The sequence below is a fragment of the Kocuria sp. cx-455 genome, assembly GCF_057707085.1.
This window is the reverse complement of the sequence record NZ_JBYIPM010000001.1, coordinates 391013-411898: the sequence shown is the minus strand read 5'-3', so window position 1 is coordinate 411898 and position 20886 is coordinate 391013. Positions and strand designations below refer to the sequence as shown.

Below are 20886 nucleotides of genomic sequence, written 5' to 3'. Positions count from 1 at the left end.
GTGCCAGATTTCGGTCCTGAGATCTCGTCGCGATCGTGTGGGGGTCACCATTGCACCTCGCGGAGTTCGGTTCGGACAAAGTCGGATTGCAGTTGTTCCTTGCGGGCCTTCGCGGCCAGGTTGTTGCCCGCGGCGAGGTCCTTCATGAAGGTCTCGTACTCTGCGGTCACGGTTTCCGCGTCACCGTCCATCAAAAGGTCACCCTGATCAAGCCACACCACCCTGGTGCACATGTCCCGGATTTCGGCCATGGAGTGAGAAACAAACATGACGCAGCCGGCTTGCTCCCGGATCTCGGCCATGCGCTTTTGGCCTCGTTCCCGGAACTGGGCGTCACCGGTGGACAGCGCTTCGTCCAGGATGAGGATGTGAGGGTCGGTGGCCGTAGCCACGGCGAAACGCAGACGTGCTGCCATGCCGGAGGAGTAGGCCTTCATGGGCCAGTGAATGGCCTTACCCAGTGCGGCCACCTCCACCAGGTCCGGGAGAATTTCATCCACCCGATCCGGGTGCATACCCTGCGCCAGACAACCCAGCCGAATGTTTTTTTCTCCCGACAGCGCGGGCACCAGCGACACATTGACGCCGAGCTTGACGGGGGTGTCCACCGAGTAGACACGGCCCACCGTGGGGTTCATTTGGCCGGCCACGATATTCATGAGGGTCGATTTCCCGGAGCCGTTGCGTCCGATGAAGCCCACGAACTCTCCCTGGTGAATGGCCAGCGAGATATCGGTCAGGGCTTGATTCTTGACCACCGGCGGGCGGCCAAGGGCCTTCCGGGCCCACCTCACGGGTGCCGCCACGGGCACTTCTTCACCTCCGCCGGTGGAAGTGACGTTGTAGACCATGGTCACGTTGTCGATGACCACGGCGGGGTTGCGCGGGGAACGCCCATGACGGCCGGACGTGCCCGCGGACGGCGCATGACGGTTAACGCTCATCGGCGTAGCTTTCTTCGTTGAACCAGAAAACGAGCATCCCAATGATCACGAGCACACATGTTGCGGTCACCAGGACAGCCCATGACTGCCAGCCGGGCACGGTGTTGTCCAGGATCAGGGAACGGCTGATGGATAGCACTTGATACAACGGGTTGAAGTGGAAGACCGCCAAGACCCGTGGGTCGTCGATAAATCGGGAGGGGTCGTAGAAGATCCCGGACGAATACATCCACAAGCGCATGAAGAACGACAGAAGGTTTGCGATGTCGGGCACTTTATTCACCGCCGGTGCCAGCAGCATGCCCAGCCCCCAGTTGAACAGGGTTTGCAGGACGAACACGGGTATGACGAGCAACCATGTCCAGCTCACCGGCTCGGACGGCGGAATGAGGATCACCATGATGACCATGGCCGTCAGAGCGTAGACCTGCGTCATGGCATCTTTCATCACAATGGACAAGGGCAGCGCCGCTCGCGGGAACATGAAACCTCGCACGAGCGCCTTCCCCGAATACATGGACTTGGACACGGACACCACGGATCGGCTGCTGTACTGGAACATGATCAGGCCGATCAGCAGGAACGCGAGGAAGTTTTCGATGCCCCGCCCCGTCCTGAGCAACAGGCCGAACACCACGAAGAATGTCAGGCCCAGGAGAACGGGATTGAGGATGATCCACGCCTTGCCCAGGAAGGTGTGATCCTGGCTGACCGCCAACCGCACCTTGGCGTCGTACCGGATGAAGTGCCGTGAGCCCCACAGATCTCGCAGGTACTCCCCCAACGGCGGCCGGGCGCCGACTGCCTGGAGCTGGTTCGGGTTGAACGTCTCCACCTTGGCCCCGTGCGCGGGCTCGTGACTCGGTGCAGTCTCCGGTGTCGCCCCGTCCACGCTCACACGAGTGCTCCCGTTCTCGGGGGAACGGTCCCACGGAGCGGGTGATGCAGAGGCATCGGACGGCACGTTAGTCATGCACTTGGCTCCTCGAGTCTGCGACATCGTCGACTGGTTGGGGGACATTTTTAGTCAATTCACCGTACCGCTTCACGGTCTCTTTTGCGGTCACCGCCCACGTGCGATTTTCCAGCGCCCAGTTCCGACCTGCGGCAGCAAGCCGTTCCCGGGTGTCCGGGTCACGCGCCAACTTGATCAACGCGTCCGCGAGGGACTCCGGGTCGTCCGGCGGGGTCAGCAGTCCCGTCACACCGTGCTGAAGCACTTCACGCAATGCCGGCAGGTCACTGGCCACCACGGTGGTCCGTGAGGCCAACGCCTCGATAGGCTTCAGCGGCGTCACCGCGCGCGTCACCGTGCGGTCCTTACGTGGCACCGCGAAGACATCGAGTGACCTGAAATACTCGACCGCTGCGGATCGATCAACGCGTCCACACAACCGCACATGCTCCTGTAACCCCAGGTCGGAGACCAATTGTTGCAGTCCCGGACGGGCCACCCCGTCCCCCACGATCACCGCGAGGACGGACGGCACGCTCTCGCGAGCGATGTCCACGGCACGCAGCAGATCATCCAGGCCCTCGTAGTCCACCACCGAGGTCACGGTTCCCACCAGGAACCTGTCCGCCGGCAACCCGGTACGACGCCGCGCGGTCGCCTTCTCCCCCGGCTCCTCCGTGAAGGACCCGCCCACGCCGTTGGGCGCCAGCCGCACCGGCAAGGAGGGGTTTCCGCTGAGGGAACGAACACGATCGGCCATGTGCGCCCCCAGGGTGACCACGTCGTCAGCGGAGTTCAGCGCCTGGGCTTCCCGCGCTTGGAACCGCTCGTAACGGGTGGATGTCAGGGCCGCGGGCGATCGCGTGGACGCCCACGTATCCGCCAGCAGTCCGCGCACCTCGTAGACCCACGGAATCCCCAGCGCCTCCGCCACGGCCCGCACGGCCAACGCGTTCACGTAATGCGTGGTGGTGTGCAGCACGGCCGGGCGCACCTTGAGCGCGAGGGCCAAGAGGGAATCCGCGTGCTGCTGCACGCGTCCCGTGGCCGTGGGCGCCAGGTGGAACGGCATGATGCGGTGATACGGGATCCCGTCCACCACGTCCGTACCGCGAGCCAGGATCTTGCCCACCTGCACGGGATACCCGGGCCGCGTGGCGGCATGAACATCCCAGCCCTCGTCCCGGATGGCAGACAGCATTGAATGCGTGCGCTGCGCGTAACCACTGGCCGTGTGGGGCAGGGAGTTGGTCACCGCGTACAGCACGGTGGCCGGTCGCGGATCATAGTTGCTGATCCGCGGCAGCACCGGTGCGAACGAGCCCAGCAGATCCCGCTCGGCGGCCAGTCGTTTCAAGAGTGCACGCTCGCCAGGGGTGGCAGTTCCGCCCGCGCGGGCGGACTCGAGCCCGCCGACGGCGCCGTCCACGTCCCCGTTGTACCAGGCCACCCGCGCCCGGGTCGCCGCAGCGCCCCGCGTGGCGGCCGGTAACTCGGCCAGTAAAGCCTCCGCCAGGGGCACCTCCCCCATGGTCAGCGCCACCTCCGCGCACCGGCGCCGAACGGATGCGGCCGCGGACCGCGGGGCGGCTCGTAAGGTGTCGGCAGCGGCGTCGTCGTTACCCAGAATGTGCAGTCCGGTGCCGCGGGCGGCCGGGAATGTGCCCGCGGGCAAGCGACACAGACCGGAGGCGATGGGCCGCACCACCCGCGGGGGTAAGCGCCGTGACACCTGCAGGCAGAACACCACGGGATCATCCGTCACGTGGTGCGCGACTGTTGCGGCGGTGACCCAGGCGTTGGTGGTGAGCTCCCGCGCGCGGCGCAGGGTGCGTCCCGCCATCAGGCGTGCCTCCTGGCCCGGCGGGCGCTACGGGCCACCTTCACGGCGGCCCGGCCCACGCGTGCAATGCGGCGACCGAGGGATTGCGGGGGGTGGGTCCGGTGCTCGTGAATGGTCTCGCGTAACAGCTCGCTGTACTGGCACGCGAGATCCGAGTATTCGGCGTTTCGCTGGACCCAAGCCCGGCCGGATCCGGCGGGTTGTAACCGGCCACGATCGGCGGCCAGTGCCCGCCACAACTCGGCAATCTCCCGGGGCTTGCACTCCACGATGTCTCCCTCACCCGCCTCGGTGAGGACATGGGCCGCTTCACCGCGCACAATCCCGGTGATGTGCCTGCCAATGGCCAGCACCTCGTACGTCTTGGACGGAATGGTGTCCTCGAAGGACTTCCAGTCATCGCGGAGTGAGATCACCAAGGAATCCGCTTCCCGGTAGCGCTCGAACACGGCCTCCCGGTATTCCGGGGGCAGGAACCGAACGTTGACGCCCAGCTCCACGGCCAGGCGGCGTAGGGCCGGCTTCTGACTTCCGTGGCCCACGAGCGTGAGGCGCATGTCGTCACCCACCAGCGCCGCGGCGCGAATGAGCACGTCCAGGGCCTGGGACTCGCCGTGGTTACCCAAGTACAGGACTTCCAGCCGCTTCCTGTCGACCGGGGGTGCGTCCAAGTGCGGTGTGCGGTCCATGAGAATTCCGTTGCGCACGGTCACCACGTTGGTGACCCCGCGCTCGCGTAACGTGCGGGCGAAACCCTCGGTCACGGTGACCACCAGATCCGCACGATTCTGCACGTATTCCACGGCACCGTTAATCACGGATTTGGAACCGCCGCGCACCAGAGAGGCGTCCTCGGCCAAATTGGGCCACGCGTCCCGCATCTCCACCACCAGCGGCAGTCCCTTGAACCGGGCCACCAACAACGCCGATCCCAGCAACGGCAACGACGGCGCCGTGACCACCACCGCGTCCTGGCGGCCGGTGGCCACGCCCCGCAGCACCGAGCCGGCGGCGCCGACGAATTGGTTGGCCAGTTTGAAGATCCTGTTGTCTCCCAGCAGCAGGTGCGGCACGCGGTAGATCCGCTCCCCCAGATGGCCGTGCTGCAGCCGCCAGGCGTGGCCTTTGGTGTCCGCATTGTAGTCCGGCCCCGGGCCGTAATGCGCCACCGGTGCCACCACGGACACCGCCCACCCCTGATCACACAGCGTGGTGATCAGGGACATCCAGCGGCGTTGCGGTGGGGAGTGCTCCGGCCAGTAGGAACTGGTGAGGAGCAGGAGGCGTAGTTCGGTGTCAGGGGGCTGCATGGGCCTCTCGCGGGGTCAAGAGGAAGGAGGGAGGGCGTGGCTCGAGGGGTACGAGCGTGCCGGGGGGTCAGAACAGGACGTCGGTCATTGATCTCCTGCGGGGAGGTTGTCCACGTACTCGTCCAACGTGCCGTTGGCCATTGCTTCGCCGATCTCCTGCATGGCCTGGGTATCGGCCACCACGATCGACTGTCCGTCGGCGGAGGTTCCGGTGCCCTGGGTGGGCACCGTGAACATCCGGATGTCGCTGTTACTCAGCCCCACCAGGTCAGGGGCTTGCCGGATGATCCAGGTGGCGGTCAAACCGTCGCTCACGGTCAGGTAGGGAGAAATCTGCTTGACCACCTCGTTGATCTTCACCGGGTTGGTCAGGGTCTCGGAACTGACGAGCTTGTTGATCATGGCCTGCAGGTAGGCACGCTGATTGCGCACACGCTGGTAATCGCCGTCCTGGAACGCGTAGCGCTCGCGGACGAAGGCCAGGGCGGTTGCGCCGTCCATGTTCTGGGGGCCTTGCTGGAAGGTCTGACCCTCACGGGTGGTGAAGGACTGCGGCACGTTGACCGTCACTCCGCCCAGCGCGTCGGTGAGGCCTTCGAAGCCGGCGAAGTCCACCTGAGCGACCTCGTCAATGCGGGTGTCGAAGTGCTCCTCGACCGTTTGCACCATCAGCGGCATACCGCCCTGGTCCAACGCGGCGTTGATCTTGGCTTCACCCACGCCGGGGATGTCCACCCAGGTGTCACGCATGATGGACATGATGAACATCTCACCACCGTCAGCGGGGATGTGCAGCAGCATGATGGAGTCCGCGCGGGAGCCCGTGACATTCGGGTCCTCGCCCTCCGGGCGTTTGTCCGAACCCAGCAGCATGACCGTGGTGCCGGCATCCTGAGCGGAGTCCTTTTCGGGGCGGTCCGACTCCGCGGGGAACGCGGACTCGATGGCGCTGGACCCGCGGTCGAAGTTGCGGCCCAGGTTCCACACGAACAAACCGGCCACCACGGCGACCGTCAGAACCAGAGCCAAGAACACCAGAAGAACATTGCGGCCGGTGTGTTTCTTGCGGGGGCTGCGCTCTTCTTCGTGGTAGTCGAAGTCATTCAGGGACATATGGGGGCTCCGAGGTGTGGGGGGTCATTCGGTCGTGCGGTGTCCGCCGTATCAGGGCAGTAACTTTTGCACATCTTACGGTACGCGGTGGATCCATTCCGGCGTGGCGAACTTGGACCGCACCAAGTCACGGGCCGCCGCCAGTTCCTCGGCGGTGATTTCACCGGCCGCCGCGTCATATCGATCGGTGAACGACTTGCTCAGGGTGGAAATGACATCGGCGCGGCTCATGCCGGTTTGCCGCCGCAGCGGGTCCACGCGTTTCTTGGCCGAGCGGGTGCCTTTGTCGGAGAGTTTTTCCTTGCCGATCCTCAGCACATCGGTCATTTTGTCCGCATCGATGTCGTAACTCATGGTGACGTGGTGGACCATCCCGCCGTGGCCAAAGCGCTTTTGCGCCGCTCCCCCGATCTTGCCGTACTGCGTGGCGATGTCATTGAGCGGCACGTAATGCGCATCCAGGCCCATGGACTGGAACGCCTGCATGACCCACGCGTCCAAGAACGGATAGGAATCGGCGAAGCTCAACCCGTCCACCAGCGACTGCGGCACGTACAGCGAATACGTGATGCAGTTACCGGCCTCCATGAACATCGCCCCGCCGCCGGACACACGGCGCACCACGTCGATGCCGTGGCGCTCGGCGCCCTCCGGGTTCACCTCGTTGCGCACGGACTGGAACGAGCCGATCACCACGGCGGGGTCCTGCCAGTCCCACAGTCGCAGCGTGGGATTGCGCCGCCCCTCGCCCACTTCCCGGGCGAGCACTTCGTCCAAGGCGAGGTTCTCCAGGGTGGGGCGCACCTGCGGGGCGATGACCTCCCATTCGTGGTCGGCCCAGCCGGTGGCCTTGCTCAGGGCTCGCCGCACCGCGATCGCGACCGCGCGGGCGTCGAAACCGAACAGCACGGCGTCGGCGGGAAGGGCCGCCTCGATGGCCGCGACCATCTCGTCCGCAGCGGCCGACTCCGGCAGCCCGTTCAGCGCGGCGTTGATCTCACCGAGCGCCTCGTCCGGTTCCAGGAAGAAATCCCCGTTGATCGAGATCTCCGCCAGGTGCCCGTCCACGACCGACAGGTCCGCGACCACTAATTTGCCGCCCATCACCTTGTATTCGCCATGTCTGCGGGTACTGGTCATCGGCTCTCCTGGGGGCTCGGGGACGGCTGGGTCTTCTTCAGGGTAAGCACAGTGGTGGACCCGGCGGGAAGCGTCACCGAGACATTTCTGCTGCCGGCCTTCACACCACCCACGCGGGGTCGCTCCCCCACCGGGGTGATCGGCAGGCCGTAGCCGTCCACGCTCACCGCGTTACGGGGCGCGGTCTGCAGGGCGCGTTCCACGCTCAGGGCCACGTTCGGATCCGCGGGGTATTCGGGCGCCGACGACGCCGCGCCGCTTGCGCTCGCACCACCCGTTGCCGTGGCGCTGGGACCACCGCCCTCGTGGTCTTCGAACAGGCTGGCTACGGGGTACTCGGCCGTCCAGGACGGTCCGCGCAGCTGGGACTGCGTTGCGTAGTCCACCCGGAAGGGCAGCCTGAGGTTGGTGGTGCGGTCCTTGGCGCGTGCGGGATTGCGGTAGTCGGTGAGCACCACGGACACCGTGCCGTTACCGTGCTCCACGGCGTAGCTCGTGAGGTTCTCCGTGGAGGTCGAGGTCTCCACCATGTTGCCCTCGGGGATGCTCGCAATCAGTGCCAAGGCCAGGCCGTTGGCGCGCACGGAGAACGCGTCCCCCGGATTGGCCAGGGTTCCGCTCGAGCACAACACGGACATGGGCGCCCCGCCCCGGCACGGCGCCAAGGACGAGTGCGCGGCCACGCGTTCGGCACCGTGCTCCTGGACCCGCATGGAGTACTCGGCCTGGTGCACCGCGGCCACCTGGGTTTCGGTGATCTCATTGGACCCAGAACACGCCGACAGCGAGGTCTCCGTGATCCACAGCGGGAGGTCGTGGTCCGCGGCATCCCGGGCGGCCTCATCCATGAGCCGGTCGATATTGTTCCGGGTCGCGGGATCCACGGCGTTGGCCACGGTCGGTTGCTGGTGCTCCCACTGGGCGCCGCACTCGGACAGCGGGTACTGGTGGACCGCCATGGCCATGGGATCGGTGTTCGGGGCGTCCGCGGCCGCGTTCCACCAATCGGCCGAATACGCAGCCGGAGCCACGATGCGCAGGGTGGGCACCTTGTCGTGAATGGCTTTCGCATAAGCCGTCAGTTGTTTGGCGTAGGTCGCCTGATCCCAGTCCGGGCCCTTGATCGTGAGGTCGTTGCCCTCGCCCTGGTAGAACCCGTTGGGCTCGTTACCGACCATCAGGCCCACCAGGCGCTCGCCGAACGCTTTCTTGGCGTGGTGGGCCAGCTCGCCCGCTCGCTTGGGGTCGTAGCGGGCCAGGTTGGCGCTGAGGATCACCGATGAATCGGTGCGTTCGGCCAACTCCGCCACGCGCTTGAGGTCATCGGGTGTGACCTTGGTGATTTCCTCGCCCTCGTTGAGCGGCCAGTCGGTGGGGACGGGTTCGTCCGAGGCCGTGAAGAAGAAGCGGCGGTCCGTGGAATTACCGCCAAAGCGCACCGTGGGCTCGTTCAGCGAATCCAGGATGCTTACCAGGTCCGGGTTGTCCCGGTTCAAGCGTTGATCCGCGAGATCCGTGGCCTCCAGGGACAGTCCCACGGAACCGTGCCGGTAGTCCTCGCCCCGCTCGCCGCCGCGCAGGGTGACCGTGGCTTCCTGCCCGCCGGTGTCGTTGGAACTACCGGGGTAGGTCTCCGGGAGGTCTCGCGCCTGGGCCACCTTGGCGGGATCCACGGAGTGCAGCGGGGCATTGCGCTCCACCCCCGCAATGGGTCCGGTGGGCGTGGGGTCCGGGGTGGGATCCGGTTCGGGTTGGTCCGAGCAAGCCGTGAGCAACAGGAGGGCGGTGCCCAGGACGGCGACCGAGCGGCGTCGTCGGAAGGAACCGGACGGGCGGGCGGGGGTAGACAGGGGGGCGGCAACCACCCGTCCATCCTAGCCGGGGCAATCGACCGCACGCGGACCGTGGGTGTAGACTGGCCGATTGGTGCGTGGCGCGTTTGCGCCTAAAAGCACCACCATCCGAGCAACGCCGTGCCTGGCAAAATCCAGGCACCTACAGAAGGTTGACACCATGAAGACCGAAATTCACCCGGATTACCACCCGGTGCTGTTCCGTGACCTCGCTTCCGGCAAGGTCATCCTGACTCGTTCCACCGCCACCTCCTCCAAGACGGAGACCTGGGAAGACGGCAACGAGTACCCCATCATCGAGGTTGAAATTTCCTCCGAGTCCCACCCGTTCTACACGGGCAAACAGCGCATCATGGACTCCGCCGGCCGCGTGGAGCGCTTCAACCAGCGTTTCAAGAACTTCGGCAAGTCCTCCAGCTGATTCTGGAACTGCCACCAACGCCCGGTTCGATGTTGTCGAACCGGGCGTTGTGCTGTCCCGGGCGTTTTCGCGGGGCGTGTCCCATCTGATCGGGCGCGACACGTAACACTCGTACCTGAGTATTCCGCGAGAGGTTCCTTATGATGGGCCTGCCCCCCACCATCACCCGGGACTGTTGACGATCGAGTTCTCCCACTCGAGCCCGGGCCCTCGAAAGGTCCCCGCCCTATGACGGTACGTAGACCGCGCCTGCGCGCAGTTACTCTCCCCCTGGCCGTGACGGCCACTTTAGCTTTCTCCCTCCAGCCCGCCGCGGCGGCCCCCACGGACGGTCCGGAATCCCCGGCCACCACCTCGGCGGCTCAACCGCCCACGGACACCGATCGCGTGATCGTCAAGTTCCGGGAACCGGCCGCCGCCGAGACCGTGAAGGACCAGGTGGTCGAGTCCGCCGCCGATGAGGCCCTCGCCACCGAACCGGGCGCCACCCCGGAGGTCACCGAGCACGTCAAGAAGACCGCGGCGGACGCGGACGTGGTCCGCTTGGACCGCGAACTCGATGAGACCGAACAGGACAAGGTCGTGGAAGAGCTCCGCGCGGACCCGGCCGTGGAGTACGCCGAACCGGACCGCCTGGCCGCCGCCAGCTGGATGCCCAATGACGTGTACATGCAGTCCGCTCAGTGGGCCAACACGAGGAGCCGGGGAATCGACTTCCCCGGCGCATGGGACCTCGCCCGCGGGAACGGCCAGACGATCGGCATCCTGGACACCGGCATCACCTCGCACCCGGATCTCAACTCCAAGGTGGTCACCGGGCGCGACTTCATCACCCCCACGGACCTGTCCGTGGACGGCAACGGCCGCGACGCCAACCCCCGCGACGAGGGTGACCGGTCCGCCGCCGGCCACTGCGGCACGGGCAGCCCCGCGCGCAATTCGTCCTGGCACGGTACCCACGTGGCCGGGCTGGCCGCGGCGGCCACCAACAACAACCGCGTGGGCATTGCCGGGGCAGCCCCCGGCGCCAGGATCCAACCGGTCCGTGTGCTGGGCAAGTGCACTTTCGGGTGGGTTTCGGACATCGCCGACGCCGTGTCCTGGGCTTCCGGTGCGACCGTTGCCGGTCAGCCCCGCAACCCCAATCCCTCCACCGTGATCAACATGTCCCTCAATTATCCGGGACAGTGCGGCACCACGCTGCAGGCCGCGATCAACACGGCCGTGGGCCGCAAGGTCCCCGTGGTGGTCGCGGCGGGTAACAGTGGCGTGAATGCCGCGGGCACCGCCCCGGCCAATTGCGCTAACACCATTGTGGTGGGCGCGGCCGGCCCTAATGGGGTTCCCGCTGGGTACTCGAACATCGGTGCGGTCGTTGATGTCCTGGCCCCCGGTGGCACGGCTCAGTACCCGCTGCTCTCCACCGTGAACAGCGGTACAGCCGGTCCCGCCGCTGGCACGTACGGCAACCAGTACGGCACCTCCATGGCCACCCCTCTGGTGTCCGGGACAGTGGCTCTCATGAAGCAGGCCAACCCCGGGCTGACTCCGGCCCGGATCGAGCAGGTGCTCAAGTCCACCTCCACCGGCCCCCTGGGATCCCTGCAGATCAACCCCGCCGCGGCCGTTCGCGCCGTGGCTCTGACCGGGCAGGTGCAGTCCACGAACTTCTCCGCCAAGGGCGGGATCGGAAGCAAGTGGCGCGCCACCGGTGGTGCCGGTAAGTGGGGTAACCCCGTGATGAACGAGGCCAACGCCGCCAACGGCGGTCGCTACCAGGAGTTCGTGAAGAACGGTCGCAAGACCACCATTTACTGGCACTCCTCCACCGGCGCCCAGATCGTGGAGAACCCCACCGCGATCGGCAAGCGCTTCATTACCGGCGGACGTGAGCGCGGACTGGGCTTCCCCTCCAGCGACGAACGCCGCGTCTCCGGCGGCGCCTACCAGCTGTTCCGCAACGGCACCAAGCAGAACAAGGTGCTGTGGACCTCCCGCACCGGCGCTCATGCCGTTCAAGAAAACGGTGCCATCGGGCAGCGATGGAAGGCCGCGGACATGGAGCGCGGCTGGGGCTGGCCCGCCACCTCCGAGTACAGGGCCTCCAACGGAGAGGTGCAGCAGCGCTTCTCCAAGGGCGTCACCGCCCACTGGACCTCCAAGCGCGGGGTGTGGATCACGCGGTAACGCCTGACCGGGTCCGAATACGCCTCATCGGCGCGTGACCCGTTCGATCTCATGACGACCACCTCATGAACAGGGGCCGCTCCCATCCGGGAGCGGCCCCTGCGACGTCTCACGGTCCGGGAGGCCCTCTTTGCCCACCGGCTGTGACATCTGAGGCCGAGAATCGTAAGCGTAAACATTTAGGGAAGAGGTTCGTCGCATATCGGCCGGTTTGGCCGCGAACCTCTGCCAGGAATGTTTGCGGGGCACCGGAGGTGCGAACCTCTACCTCAAATGTCACCGAGTGCGCGAGAGCAGGGTCTCCGGGGGCACAATTTACTGCTTTACCTCGGTACTAGGACGATGGCGCAACGTACTCTTGGCGAAGGTCGCTGACCTTGGCGATGTGATCAAAATCCCGGTCGGCAGCGAGTACGGTCGCGCTGTTCACGATTGCGTACCCGGCGATCAGGATGTCCAGGGAGCCAGCCGCTCGTACGAGCCCCGAGTTCCAGAGTGCATTCTGGATATCCAACACGAGCGACTCGTCGGGAGCTTGTTCTAGCGGGAATCCAAGGGAAATCTGCTGGCGGTAGCGTTTGTATTGCTCCGGTGTGCGAGCACTATGGCAGAATTCCAGCACCTGAGGCGGGCAGGTCACCAGAAGATCCGACGGCGTACGTTCAATCTCGCGCAGCCGAGCTGTGATTTTCTGATCACCCGATGCCAACCTTGCCCACACCGAGTTGTCCACCAGGTAGTCGGTCACGACATCGCGCGCTCTGAACTGGGCACGTTGCTGGTGGGGGCGCCGAGTTCAGATTCAAGGTCCGTCAACTCAGCAATTCCATCGATCATCGCACCCTTCTGTTTCGACGCTATGAGACGGCGGAGAGCTAAATCGAGGACTGCGCGGTTCGACCTCTCGCCCGTGAGTGTTCTGGCTCGTTCAATGAGCCCAGGGTCCAAATCAACGCTTGTCATGGCCATGGTCCCACCCCCTTTGTTATATAACTCATTATATAACCGTGGAGATCCGGATGTACATGCTAGCCATCGCACCCGGACTACACGGGTCAGCGCGGTCGGGTTTCCCAGAACGCGACCGCACTGGCGGCGGCGACGTTGAGGGAGTCCACCCCGTGGCTCATGGGGATGATCACGTGGCGATCCGCATGGTAGAGAGTGGCATCTCCGAGCCCTTGCCCCTCGGTGCCGAGAATCAGGGCAAGCTTGTCCGGGCGCTCCGCCGCGAGCTCGTCAATGGTCACCGCCTCTTCCGACAGGGCGAGTGCCGCGGTGAGGAAGCCCGCGTCCTTGAGCACCTGCAGGTCCGCGGTCCAGTGCTCGAGGCGCACCCAGGGAACTTGGAACACGGTGCCCATCGACACCCGCACGGCCCGGCGGTACAAGGGGTCGGCGCAGCGCGGGGTGACCAGAACGGCGTCGACGTCCAAGGCCGCCGCGGAACGGAAGATGGCGCCCACGTTGGTGTGGTCCACGATGTCCTCGAGAATGGCCACGCGCCGGGCCGAGGCCAGTACGTCGGTCAAGGACAACGGGGCCGGGCGATGCATGGCGGCAATGGCCCCGCGGTGCAGGTGGAAACCGGTGATGTGCTCGAGCACGTCGTCCGAACCGACGAACACCGGGACGTCGTAGGCGTCCAAGATGTCGCGCATGTCGTCGAGCCATTTCTCGGCCATGAAGAACGAGCGGGGCTGGTGACCGGCGTCGAGGGCGCGGCGCAGCACCTTGGAGGATTCGGCCAGGTAGAGCCCGCGCTCGGGTTCGATCTTCCGGCGCAGCGCCACGTCCGTGAGGCTCGTGTAATCGGCCACGCGGGGATCCTTGGGATCGGTCAGCCGGATAATGCGCTCGTCGAGGGGTGAATGCGTCATGGCCGATCTCCTAGAACAGCTGGGAGACCATGTTGATGAGCGCCACCACACCCAGGATCACGATCACCGTGCGCAACGCAATGGGCGAGAGCCGTTTGCCGATCTTGGCGCCCAACCATGAACCCAACGTGGAACTCAGGGCGATGAACAGCACGACCCACCAATTGATGCGGTCGAAGGCCAAAATGATGTAGGACAGTGCCGCCACAATGTTCACCGCGGCCACCAGCACGTTCTTCACCGCGTTGGCTGCCTGCATGGACGCGAGCAGGAACACACCCAGGATGCCCACGAGCAGCACGCCCTGGGCCGCCACGAAATAACCGCCGTAGATGCCGGCGAAGAACACCAGGAAGTACAGTGGGAGCGGCTGCTTGGAACGGTCGGGGTCCACTACCCCGCCGCTGGTCTCGGTGTCCGTGTCCGCGGCGGCCGCGGCCTCTTGCTGGGCCTTACGACGCCGCACCACGGCTTGCAGGCGCGGCTGGAAGATCACGAACAGCAGCGCCACCACGATGAGGATGGGCGCCGCCACGCCGAAGACTTCCTCGGGAAGGGTCAACAGCAACGCGGCGCCGATCACGCCGCCCGCCAGGGAACACGGAATGAGCTTCTTGAGGGTGTGTTTCACTCCCCCGAGTTCGCTGCGGTAACTCCACGCGCCCGTCAGGTTGCCGGCGATCAAGCCCATGGCGTTGGACATGGACGCCGTCACGGGTGGCACACCCATGGTCACCAGAACCGGGAAGGTCACCAGCGTGCCGGAGCCCACGATCGTGTTGATCAGGCCGGCCCATACACCGGCCACCAGAATCAGGGCGACCTGCCACCACTCGAACGGAATGGTCCCGGATTCTCCGAACAGCTGCATGGGGGCAGCCGCGGACAAGGAAAGGTTCAACACCGTGAGTCCCGATTACCGCGCGAAGGCGGCGTAACGGTTGCCGACCTTCACGAGCTTCAACGGAATGTTGAAGGTCTCGGACAGGTTCTTCTGGGTCATGACGCGCGCGACCGGTCCGGCGGCAACCACCTTGCCCTCGCGCAGCAACATGGCGTGGGTGAAACCGTCCGGGACTTCCTCGAGGTGGTGGGTGACCATCACGACCGCCGGTGACGCGGGATCCTTGGCCAGCTCGTCCAAGCGGGCGACGAGCTTTTCGCGCCCGCCCACGTCCAGGCCGGCGGCCGGCTCGTCCAGCAACAGCAGTTCGGGGTCGGTCATCAAGGCACGGGCAATGAGGACCCGTTTGCGTTCGCCCTCGGACAGGGTGCCGAAGCGGCGTTCGGCGAGCTCATCCAGGCCCCAGGCCTCGAGAAGTTCCACGGCGCGAGCGTCGTCGAACTCGTCGTATTCCTCGCGCCAGCGACCCGTCACGCCGTAGGCGGCGGTGACAATGACATTGCGGACGGTCTCCGCGTTCGGGATCTGGGTGGCCAGGGTGGCGGAGCTGACGCCGATGCGCGGGCGCAGCTCGAACACGTCCACCGCGCCCAGAATTTCGTCCAGGATGTCGACCATGCCGGTCGTGGGGTGCAGTCGAGCGGCGGCAATCGACAACAGCGTGGATTTGCCGGCGCCGTTGGGGCCGAGAATGACCCAGCGTTCACCGTCTTGAACGGTCCAGTTCACCGAATCCAACAGGGTTTTCTCGCCGCGGACGACACTGACGTCCACCAATTCCAGGACAGCATTCATGCTCGCAACTCTAACGTGAGCGGGAGGTGACAGGCGGTCGGGCACACCGGGAACACGGCCACGACCGGTTACAGATCCACGAAGAAGCGCAGCGCGTCCAGATTGGGAATGTTCAATTGCGTGTCGGCCACCTCACGCAGAGCGGGTTTGGCGCGGTAGGCCACGGACAAACCCGCGGCGCGGCACATCTCGACGTCGTTGGCACCGTCACCCACGGCCATCACGTTCTCCGGAGCGATGTCGAGTTCTTCCGCCCACTGCCTCAGGAAACGGGCCTTGGCCTCGCGGTCGACCACGGGCCCGGTCATGCGACCGGTCAGCACGCCGTTTTCGATCTCAAGGGTGTTGGCCGCGGCCCTCGTGAGGCCCAAATCCTCCGCCAAGGGGTCCAGGATCTGATGGAAGCCACCGGAGACCGCGGCGACGGCGTGACCGGAACCCAGCAGTGTCTTCACAAGAACCGTGGCCCCCGGGGACAAGCGCACCGCGGACGAGACCTCATGGATGACCGAGGCCGTCAGTCCCTTCAAAACGGCCACACGATCGCGCAGCGATTGCTCGAAATCGATCTCCCCGCGCATGGCCCGTTCGGTGACCGCGGCGACCTCTGCCTCGAGCCCCACGTGTACGGCCAGCATTTCAATGACCTCTTGGCGGATGAGCGTGGAGTCCACGTCCGTCACCACCAACTTGCGCACGGAGTTGTCGAACCAGCGAGCATCAACGACGTTGAGGTCCACACCGGGCAACGCCTGGTCGAGACGGTCCGGCTGCAGTGCTTCACGCAGTGTTTCCGGGGACGAGGCAGTCACGTGCACGGTCAGGGCGTTGTATCCCTCCACGTCCGTGGCTTGCCCGTCGGACGCGGAGTCCGTTACGCGCACCCAGTTGTGCGACTCGACCGCGCCACCGGAACGTTCGATCCGTTCCAGCACGGACTCGGTGGCACCGTCCTCGGGAGACACGGCGAACGCAACGACAATCAGCTTTTGGGGCATGAGATGCAGTCTATCCTCGCGGGGTAAGGGCCTGAAATTACCCGTCCGTAGCCATTTCCATTTTGCGATGCTTGCCGGGAGTCCCAATTCGTGAGGGCCACCAGGACTTGGGGCCGATATCAAGCGCCAGTGCCGGGACCAATAGCGAGCGAACAATCACGGTGTCCATCAGCACACCGATGGCCACGACCACGGCCAACTGCACCAGGAACAGAATGGGCAGCACGGCCAGGGCGGCGAACGTTGCCGCGAGTACCACGCCCGCGGCGGTGATGACGCCGCCGGTGGTCACCAGTCCGACCAGAACTCCCTTGCGGTGGCCGATCTGCACGACTTCTTCGCGCACGCGGCTCATCAGGAAGATGTTGTAGTCGATGCCCAGCGCGACCAGGAACACGAACCCGAACAGGGGCACCGTGGGGTCGGCCTGGTTGATGTCGAACAGGACGAATATTCCGGTGGCCACGCCAAGTGCGGACAAGTAGGACACTACCGTGGTGACCACCAGGAGCAGCGGCATGAGGAAGCTGCGCAGCAACAGGATCAGGATCACCAGGATCACGGCCAACACGATGGGAATGATCAGTGCGCGGTCACGCTCGGCAGCCGCAATGGTGTCCACCTGCACGGCAGTGGTGCCGCCCACCAGCACGTCGGGGTCCGCTCCGGCGAGATCGTCTCGCAGGCGCTGAACGGTTTCCTGTGCCGCGGCCGAGTCCGTGTTGTCCGCCAGGGTGGCCTGGATCAGAACCTGACCGTCATCAACGGTCGGTTGCGCATCGGCCAGCGGGCCGGCCGGGGGCGCGGGGTACGGCAGAGTGCCGCTCGGTGAGTCCTGGGCGTTGAACGCCACGGAGGCAACACCGTCGTCGTCCGCGAGCTGCTGGGCTACGTCCTGGGCCTTGTCCTTGGAGGCGAGCACGTACGCGGGGTCGCCGGCGCCGCCCGGGAAGTGACGATCGATGATGGCCAGCCCGTCGCGGGCCTCGGACTCCCCCAGCACGAATTCGGACTCGGGGACGCCACCGGCGTCGAGCTGCGACGCACCCACCGCAGCGATGCCCAGGGCAACCGCGCACACGATCCACACGGCGCGGGACTTGCGGTCGACCAAGCGGGCGACGGCGGGCCACAGGCCCTTCTTGTGCTCGAGGTCATTGGCCTGCTGGTGGGCCGGGGGCATGTTCTCCACCTTGGGAATGCGCGGCCACATGGCCACGCGGCCGAAGATGGTCAACAGCGCGGGCAGCAGAGTGAGGCCCGCGAGGATCGCGAAGACCACGCCGATAGCGGTGACGGGGCCCAGCGCGCGATTGGATTCGAGCATCGAGAGCAGCAGGCACAGCAAACCGGCAATCACGGTGGTGCCGGAGGCCAGGACCGCGGGGAACGTACCCTTCCAGGCCACACGGGTGGCGTGCCAGCGAGATGTGGTGTGATGCAGGGCTTCGCGGAATCGGGCGGTGTACAACAAGCCGTAGTCCGTGGCGGCGCCGATCACGATGATTGAGAGGATGCCCTGGGTTTGGCCGCTCAGGGTAATAAACTCTTCCTTGGCCATCCAGTACACGGTGAGGATTGCGCCGCACAGGGCCGCCAAGGACGTGAGCAGCACCAGGATGGGCAGGATCGGTGACCGGTAGACCAGAACCAGGATCACGAGGACCGCAATCAACGCAACGAGCAAGAGGAGCCCGTCAATACCCGCGAACGCTCCGCTGAGGTCGGCCACCAGGCCCGCGGGGCCGGTGACGGCCACGTCGAGGCCCGCCACGGCGTCGCTAGCCAGCTCGGCGCGAATCTCCTCCACGACCGTGGCGGTGTCCGATTCCGCGTCCACCAGGGCAATGATTTCCACGGCCTGGCCGTCCTCGGACGGGATGGGTGGGGACACCTGGGTGACCTGATCGATATCGGTCAGACCCTGGGTGGCTTCGCCCACATCACGCAGCTGGGCGTCCGAGATCTCGGCCTCGGATTCGGCCACGATGATGGCGGGGATGCCTTCCGAGTCGCTGAAAGCACCGATCCGATCCTGAACCTCGGTGGCCTGCGCGTCAACGGGAAGGAAGTCCGCCTGCGAGTTGCTGACCACATCGGAGATCTTGCCGAAGACCGGCCCACCAACACCCATGACACCCAGCCACGCCAGAACCAGCACAATGGGAATGATCCACCGAACGGCGCCGGGCTTCCTGCCGCTGGGCGACTGCGTGTCTGGGAACCGGGTTTCAGTGGAGGGCATTGTTCACCTGTCATCTGTTGCCACTGAGCGTCCCGTTCCGGAGAGTCGGGCGCTCGGCACCGTGGGCGTACGCGCCACGAATGCGGCGGCCACCTGGGAGTCTATGTGGTGTGCGCCCCGATCAGCGAGGATGAGAAGGGGAAATCAACCTATCAGTTGATCGGTTCAAAGCAGGGGTGGGCCTTCATGAAGGACGATGCCAAGCCAAGCCGCAAGAAGGCCTGGCGATGGGCACTGACCTTCGGGGTCTACTTTTTCGTCTCTGCGTTCCTCAACGACTGGATCGCCGACCAGTTCACAGCGTCCATGCGCGCGCTCGTGGCCATTGGCGGACACTGGTTGTCCAACGTGGCGCTGGGGCTGCTGACCGGCACGGGTTGCTATGTCGTCTACACGATTATCAGCCGGAGGCGCACGGACCAAGTGGTCAACGGCGATCCCGAGCCCCTTCCGGCCCATTTCGATTATGTGACCCAGGCTCAACCCAGTCTCTGGTTCGGCTGGTTCGGCGGTTTGCTCTTTTGGGCGGTGGGGCTGGTCATGTTGATCGTCTGGTACCCGGCGGCGTGGATTGTCGGACCGATCATTGGCACCACGATCATCGCCGGTGGGCTCAGATCCATGACCCACGCACGCGCCATGGATGCTCAGCGCGGAGGGAATCCCGGCGGCGCGTAGAGCCCTTCGGGTTACTAGCTGTATGACGCGATGTCGTTGTCGACACGGTTCGGGACGCGCGCACGATCGGGGAGGCGGGCGGCGTTGTTGACTCGCACGTCGCGCAGATTGCCGGCGGGACAATGCGCGCCGGCAATACCCTTCACCGCCGCCCGTGCACGGTCAGTCCTGTTCTTCTCGCGCCTTGGCCAGTTGGCGCCGCACGTGTTCTCTGCGGGTGTAGGTGGCTTCACTGATGGCATTTTCGCTGTCGAAGTTGGAGCCCAGGGCCCCTCCCATCATCCCCAGCGCTGAAGCCAGCCAGGCGATGTCCACGTAATTCGTGAAATTGACTGAATGCCCCACGTCACCGGTCAAGTATTCGATGTCCACCACGGCAATGGTGGCGGCGAGCAAGAGCGCCCAAATCACCAGGTACATCACGGTGACACCCACGCCCACGGTGATCACCGTGGCAACGTTGTCGAGCCCGCTCCGCATGTGGCTGTGCGCGCCTTTGAGGGGGTTCCACAGCCCATTGTGGCCAATGAGCCAAATGCTGAAGGCGATAACCACGAAAACGCTGATCATGGCCAGGCGCAGTGGGGGCAGCGCGTCGGACATGTTCCAGATGGAGGCGTAGAAAATACCGAAACCACCGGTGGCCACCGCCGCCGCCATACAACTGGACAGTGCCGGCAAGAGCCCCAGGGGGCGATTACAGCGAACCATACCAGCGAGCAGCCTGGGCCGACTCATGGGCCCGGCCAGGACTAAGTCGTAGTTGTTCCGGTCGTTTTCGTGCTGAATCCGTCGCCACCTCTTGCGGCCGAGCCCTCCGGGACTTGCCGCCGTACTCGAGCGCCCAGAACCATCTATGTCCATGGACCTTAGGAGCCTGGTCAGCAGGTGCCGAGTCTTGGATCTGATCCGGAGGGCTCCGAAGGCCGGCAGGGAAATCAAGGCCGTGCCACCCGTAGCGTCCGCCTCGCACACCAATGAATTGTTGTCCAGGGAACGGGGCAAATCGGTCAGGTACACGATGTAGTCCCAGCCGTTTTTGCGTTTCAACCTTGGAGCGTGTGTAAGGAGGGGAATCTCGTTCTCGGCTGTCAACGGAAAAGTTTCGCGACTGACATCCATGCGCCACTCAACGGATTCAGAATCGTCGAGCCGGTTCAGATCACGCGCCACGGAGCTGGCTACGGATCGAGCAACCACCTCGGGAAGACCTGGGTCGGCCATGAGGCCGATGGTCACTGTCTGTTGAGCCATGAGATCAGTATGGGCGAACCCCCATTCGACGTGTAATTCCCCATGTCGCCGGGTTATTGGACGGTCCTAATTATTTCCACAAAGCGGATCAGCTCCGCGGCCAGCGGTCCTGCACCGGCGCCCAGACTGTGCCGCCATATGGACGCCGTGGAGAAGTACCAGCAACCGGCCATCTCCACCGGTGTCCCCGTACTCGATCAGTCCGGCGGTCAGTTGCACAGTTGCCACGAGGTCCCTCGTACCCGGTTCCGCTTGGTGCACAAGGTGCGCCAGCCTTGCCTTCGCAGCCCCAGCCCGTGGTGGCAGAACCCGCTCACACACGTGGTGTGCCGTTAGGTCCCTTTTCTAGGCGGCCAGGGGTTATAA

19 protein-coding genes are annotated in these 20886 nt (G+C 65.1%); 4 read left to right on the top strand and 15 right to left on the bottom strand.

Features of this window, described 5'->3' with window-relative positions; all coding sequences use genetic code 11:
- Positions 1-44 precede the first annotated feature (44 nt).
- The 7 genes from AC3ENJ_RS01935 to AC3ENJ_RS01905 form a co-directional block, all read right to left on the bottom strand.
- Positions 45-944, bottom strand: a complete 900-nt coding sequence (locus AC3ENJ_RS01935; protein WP_431812884.1) for an ABC transporter ATP-binding protein — start codon at positions 942-944, stop codon at positions 45-47.
- Positions 934-1917 (bottom strand): ABC transporter permease, encoded by a 984-nt coding sequence (locus AC3ENJ_RS01930; protein WP_431812883.1) that lies wholly within the window; start codon positions 1915-1917, stop codon positions 934-936. Before AC3ENJ_RS01930 ends, AC3ENJ_RS01935 begins: the two co-directional genes overlap by 11 nt.
- Entirely contained in the window at positions 1910-3742 is a 1833-nt protein-coding gene (locus tag AC3ENJ_RS01925) for a glycosyltransferase family 4 protein (RefSeq protein ID WP_431812882.1), read from the bottom strand. Before AC3ENJ_RS01925 ends, AC3ENJ_RS01930 begins: the two co-directional genes overlap by 8 nt.
- Positions 3742-5052 carry a glycosyltransferase family 4 protein gene (locus AC3ENJ_RS01920; RefSeq protein WP_431812881.1) on the bottom strand — a complete coding sequence of 437 codons (1311 nt, stop codon included), beginning with the start codon at positions 5050-5052 and terminating at the stop codon, positions 3742-3744. The genes AC3ENJ_RS01925 and AC3ENJ_RS01920 overlap by 1 nt, the downstream gene beginning before the upstream one ends.
- A gap of 84 nt (positions 5053-5136) precedes the next feature.
- Positions 5137-6165 carry an LCP family protein gene (locus AC3ENJ_RS01915; protein WP_431812880.1) on the bottom strand — a complete coding sequence of 343 codons (1029 nt, stop codon included), beginning with the start codon at positions 6163-6165 and terminating at the stop codon, positions 5137-5139.
- Positions 6166-6240: 75 nt separating this feature from the next.
- Positions 6241-7305: a lipoate-protein ligase LplAB gene (lplAB, locus tag AC3ENJ_RS01910; RefSeq protein WP_431812879.1), complete on the bottom strand. Its 1065-nt coding sequence runs from the start codon at positions 7303-7305 to the stop codon at positions 6241-6243.
- Positions 7302-9170 (bottom strand): cellulase family glycosylhydrolase, encoded by a 1869-nt coding sequence (locus tag AC3ENJ_RS01905; RefSeq protein ID WP_431812878.1) that lies wholly within the window; start codon positions 9168-9170, stop codon positions 7302-7304. The genes lplAB and AC3ENJ_RS01905 overlap by 4 nt, the downstream gene beginning before the upstream one ends.
- 148 nt (positions 9171-9318) lie before the next feature.
- Between AC3ENJ_RS01905 and AC3ENJ_RS01900 the strand changes: the two genes are divergently transcribed.
- Both AC3ENJ_RS01900 and AC3ENJ_RS01895 read left to right on the top strand, forming a co-directional pair.
- Positions 9319-9579: a type B 50S ribosomal protein L31 gene (locus AC3ENJ_RS01900; RefSeq protein WP_190780367.1), complete on the top strand. Its 261-nt coding sequence runs from the start codon at positions 9319-9321 to the stop codon at positions 9577-9579.
- Positions 9580-9855: 276 nt separating this feature from the next.
- Positions 9856-11766: a S8 family serine peptidase gene (locus AC3ENJ_RS01895; protein ID WP_431812877.1), complete on the top strand. Its 1911-nt coding sequence runs from the start codon at positions 9856-9858 to the stop codon at positions 11764-11766.
- A gap of 334 nt (positions 11767-12100) precedes the next feature.
- On the opposite strand, the gene AC3ENJ_RS01890 is transcribed toward AC3ENJ_RS01895, so the two are convergent.
- The 7 genes from AC3ENJ_RS01890 to AC3ENJ_RS01860 form a co-directional block, all read right to left on the bottom strand.
- Positions 12101-12514, bottom strand: coding sequence for a PIN domain-containing protein (locus tag AC3ENJ_RS01890; protein WP_190780366.1), 414 nt, complete (start codon positions 12512-12514; stop codon positions 12101-12103).
- Entirely contained in the window at positions 12511-12729 is a 219-nt protein-coding gene (locus AC3ENJ_RS01885; RefSeq protein WP_303383227.1) for a type II toxin-antitoxin system VapB family antitoxin, read from the bottom strand. Before AC3ENJ_RS01885 ends, AC3ENJ_RS01890 begins: the two co-directional genes overlap by 4 nt.
- A gap of 92 nt (positions 12730-12821) precedes the next feature.
- Positions 12822-13646: a TrmH family RNA methyltransferase gene (locus tag AC3ENJ_RS01880; RefSeq protein WP_190807261.1), complete on the bottom strand. Its 825-nt coding sequence runs from the start codon at positions 13644-13646 to the stop codon at positions 12822-12824.
- Positions 13647-13656: 10 nt separating this feature from the next.
- The gene (locus tag AC3ENJ_RS01875; RefSeq protein ID WP_498957808.1) at positions 13657-14550 is read right to left on the bottom strand and encodes a sulfite exporter TauE/SafE family protein; all 894 of its coding nucleotides are present in this window, start codon (positions 14548-14550) and stop codon (positions 13657-13659) included.
- A gap of 12 nt (positions 14551-14562) precedes the next feature.
- Positions 14563-15345 carry an ABC transporter ATP-binding protein gene (locus AC3ENJ_RS01870; RefSeq protein WP_431812875.1) on the bottom strand — a complete coding sequence of 261 codons (783 nt, stop codon included), beginning with the start codon at positions 15343-15345 and terminating at the stop codon, positions 14563-14565.
- Positions 15346-15413: 68 nt separating this feature from the next.
- Entirely contained in the window at positions 15414-16343 is a 930-nt protein-coding gene (gene serB / locus AC3ENJ_RS01865; RefSeq protein ID WP_431812874.1) for a phosphoserine phosphatase SerB, read from the bottom strand.
- Between the two features lie 37 nt (positions 16344-16380).
- Positions 16381-18588: an MMPL family transporter gene (locus AC3ENJ_RS01860; RefSeq protein ID WP_431812873.1), complete on the bottom strand. Its 2208-nt coding sequence runs from the start codon at positions 18586-18588 to the stop codon at positions 16381-16383.
- A gap of 186 nt (positions 18589-18774) precedes the next feature.
- Here AC3ENJ_RS01860 and AC3ENJ_RS01855 point away from each other — a divergent pair, with 186 nt between their 5' ends.
- A complete protein-coding gene (locus AC3ENJ_RS01855; protein WP_431812872.1) occupies positions 18775-19266 on the top strand; it encodes a hypothetical protein in 492 nt (163 codons plus the stop codon).
- A 162-nt stretch (positions 19267-19428) separates the two neighbouring features.
- Here AC3ENJ_RS01855 and AC3ENJ_RS01850 read toward each other — a convergent pair whose 3' ends face one another.
- Positions 19429-20520: a hypothetical protein gene (locus tag AC3ENJ_RS01850; protein WP_431812871.1), complete on the bottom strand. Its 1092-nt coding sequence runs from the start codon at positions 20518-20520 to the stop codon at positions 19429-19431.
- A 138-nt stretch (positions 20521-20658) separates the two neighbouring features.
- Between AC3ENJ_RS01850 and AC3ENJ_RS01845 the strand changes: the two genes are divergently transcribed.
- Positions 20659-20856 carry a hypothetical protein gene (locus tag AC3ENJ_RS01845; RefSeq protein WP_431812870.1) on the top strand — a complete coding sequence of 66 codons (198 nt, stop codon included), beginning with the start codon at positions 20659-20661 and terminating at the stop codon, positions 20854-20856.
- Positions 20857-20886 lie beyond the last annotated feature (30 nt).

Bases quoted from the DNA above. Each gene is read 5' to 3' on its own strand.
- AC3ENJ_RS01935 (WP_431812884.1), bottom strand. From the start codon at position 944: ATGAGCGTTAACCGTCATGCGCCGTCCGCGGGCACGTCCGGCCGTCAT.
- AC3ENJ_RS01930 (WP_431812883.1), bottom strand. From the start codon at position 1,917: ATGACTAACGTGCCGTCCGATGCCTCTGCATCACCCGCTCCGTGGGAC.
- AC3ENJ_RS01925 (WP_431812882.1), bottom strand. From the start codon at position 3,742: ATGGCGGGACGCACCCTGCGCCGCGCGCGGGAGCTCACCACCAACGCC.
- AC3ENJ_RS01920 (WP_431812881.1), bottom strand. From the start codon at position 5,052: ATGCAGCCCCCTGACACCGAACTACGCCTCCTGCTCCTCACCAGTTCC.
- AC3ENJ_RS01915 (WP_431812880.1), bottom strand. From the start codon at position 6,165: ATGTCCCTGAATGACTTCGACTACCACGAAGAAGAGCGCAGCCCCCGC.
- lplAB (WP_431812879.1), bottom strand. From the start codon at position 7,305: ATGACCAGTACCCGCAGACATGGCGAATACAAGGTGATGGGCGGCAAA.
- AC3ENJ_RS01900 (WP_190780367.1), top strand. From the start codon at position 9,319: ATGAAGACCGAAATTCACCCGGATTACCACCCGGTGCTGTTCCGTGAC.
- AC3ENJ_RS01885 (WP_303383227.1), bottom strand. From the start codon at position 12,729: ATGACAAGCGTTGATTTGGACCCTGGGCTCATTGAACGAGCCAGAACA.
- AC3ENJ_RS01880 (WP_190807261.1), bottom strand. From the start codon at position 13,646: ATGACGCATTCACCCCTCGACGAGCGCATTATCCGGCTGACCGATCCC.
- AC3ENJ_RS01870 (WP_431812875.1), bottom strand. From the start codon at position 15,345: ATGAATGCTGTCCTGGAATTGGTGGACGTCAGTGTCGTCCGCGGCGAG.
- serB (WP_431812874.1), bottom strand. From the start codon at position 16,343: ATGCCCCAAAAGCTGATTGTCGTTGCGTTCGCCGTGTCTCCCGAGGAC.
- AC3ENJ_RS01860 (WP_431812873.1), bottom strand. From the start codon at position 18,588: ATGCCCTCCACTGAAACCCGGTTCCCAGACACGCAGTCGCCCAGCGGC.
- AC3ENJ_RS01855 (WP_431812872.1), top strand. From the start codon at position 18,775: ATGAAGGACGATGCCAAGCCAAGCCGCAAGAAGGCCTGGCGATGGGCA.
- AC3ENJ_RS01850 (WP_431812871.1), bottom strand. From the start codon at position 20,520: ATGGCTCAACAGACAGTGACCATCGGCCTCATGGCCGACCCAGGTCTT.
- AC3ENJ_RS01845 (WP_431812870.1), top strand. From the start codon at position 20,659: ATGGACGCCGTGGAGAAGTACCAGCAACCGGCCATCTCCACCGGTGTC.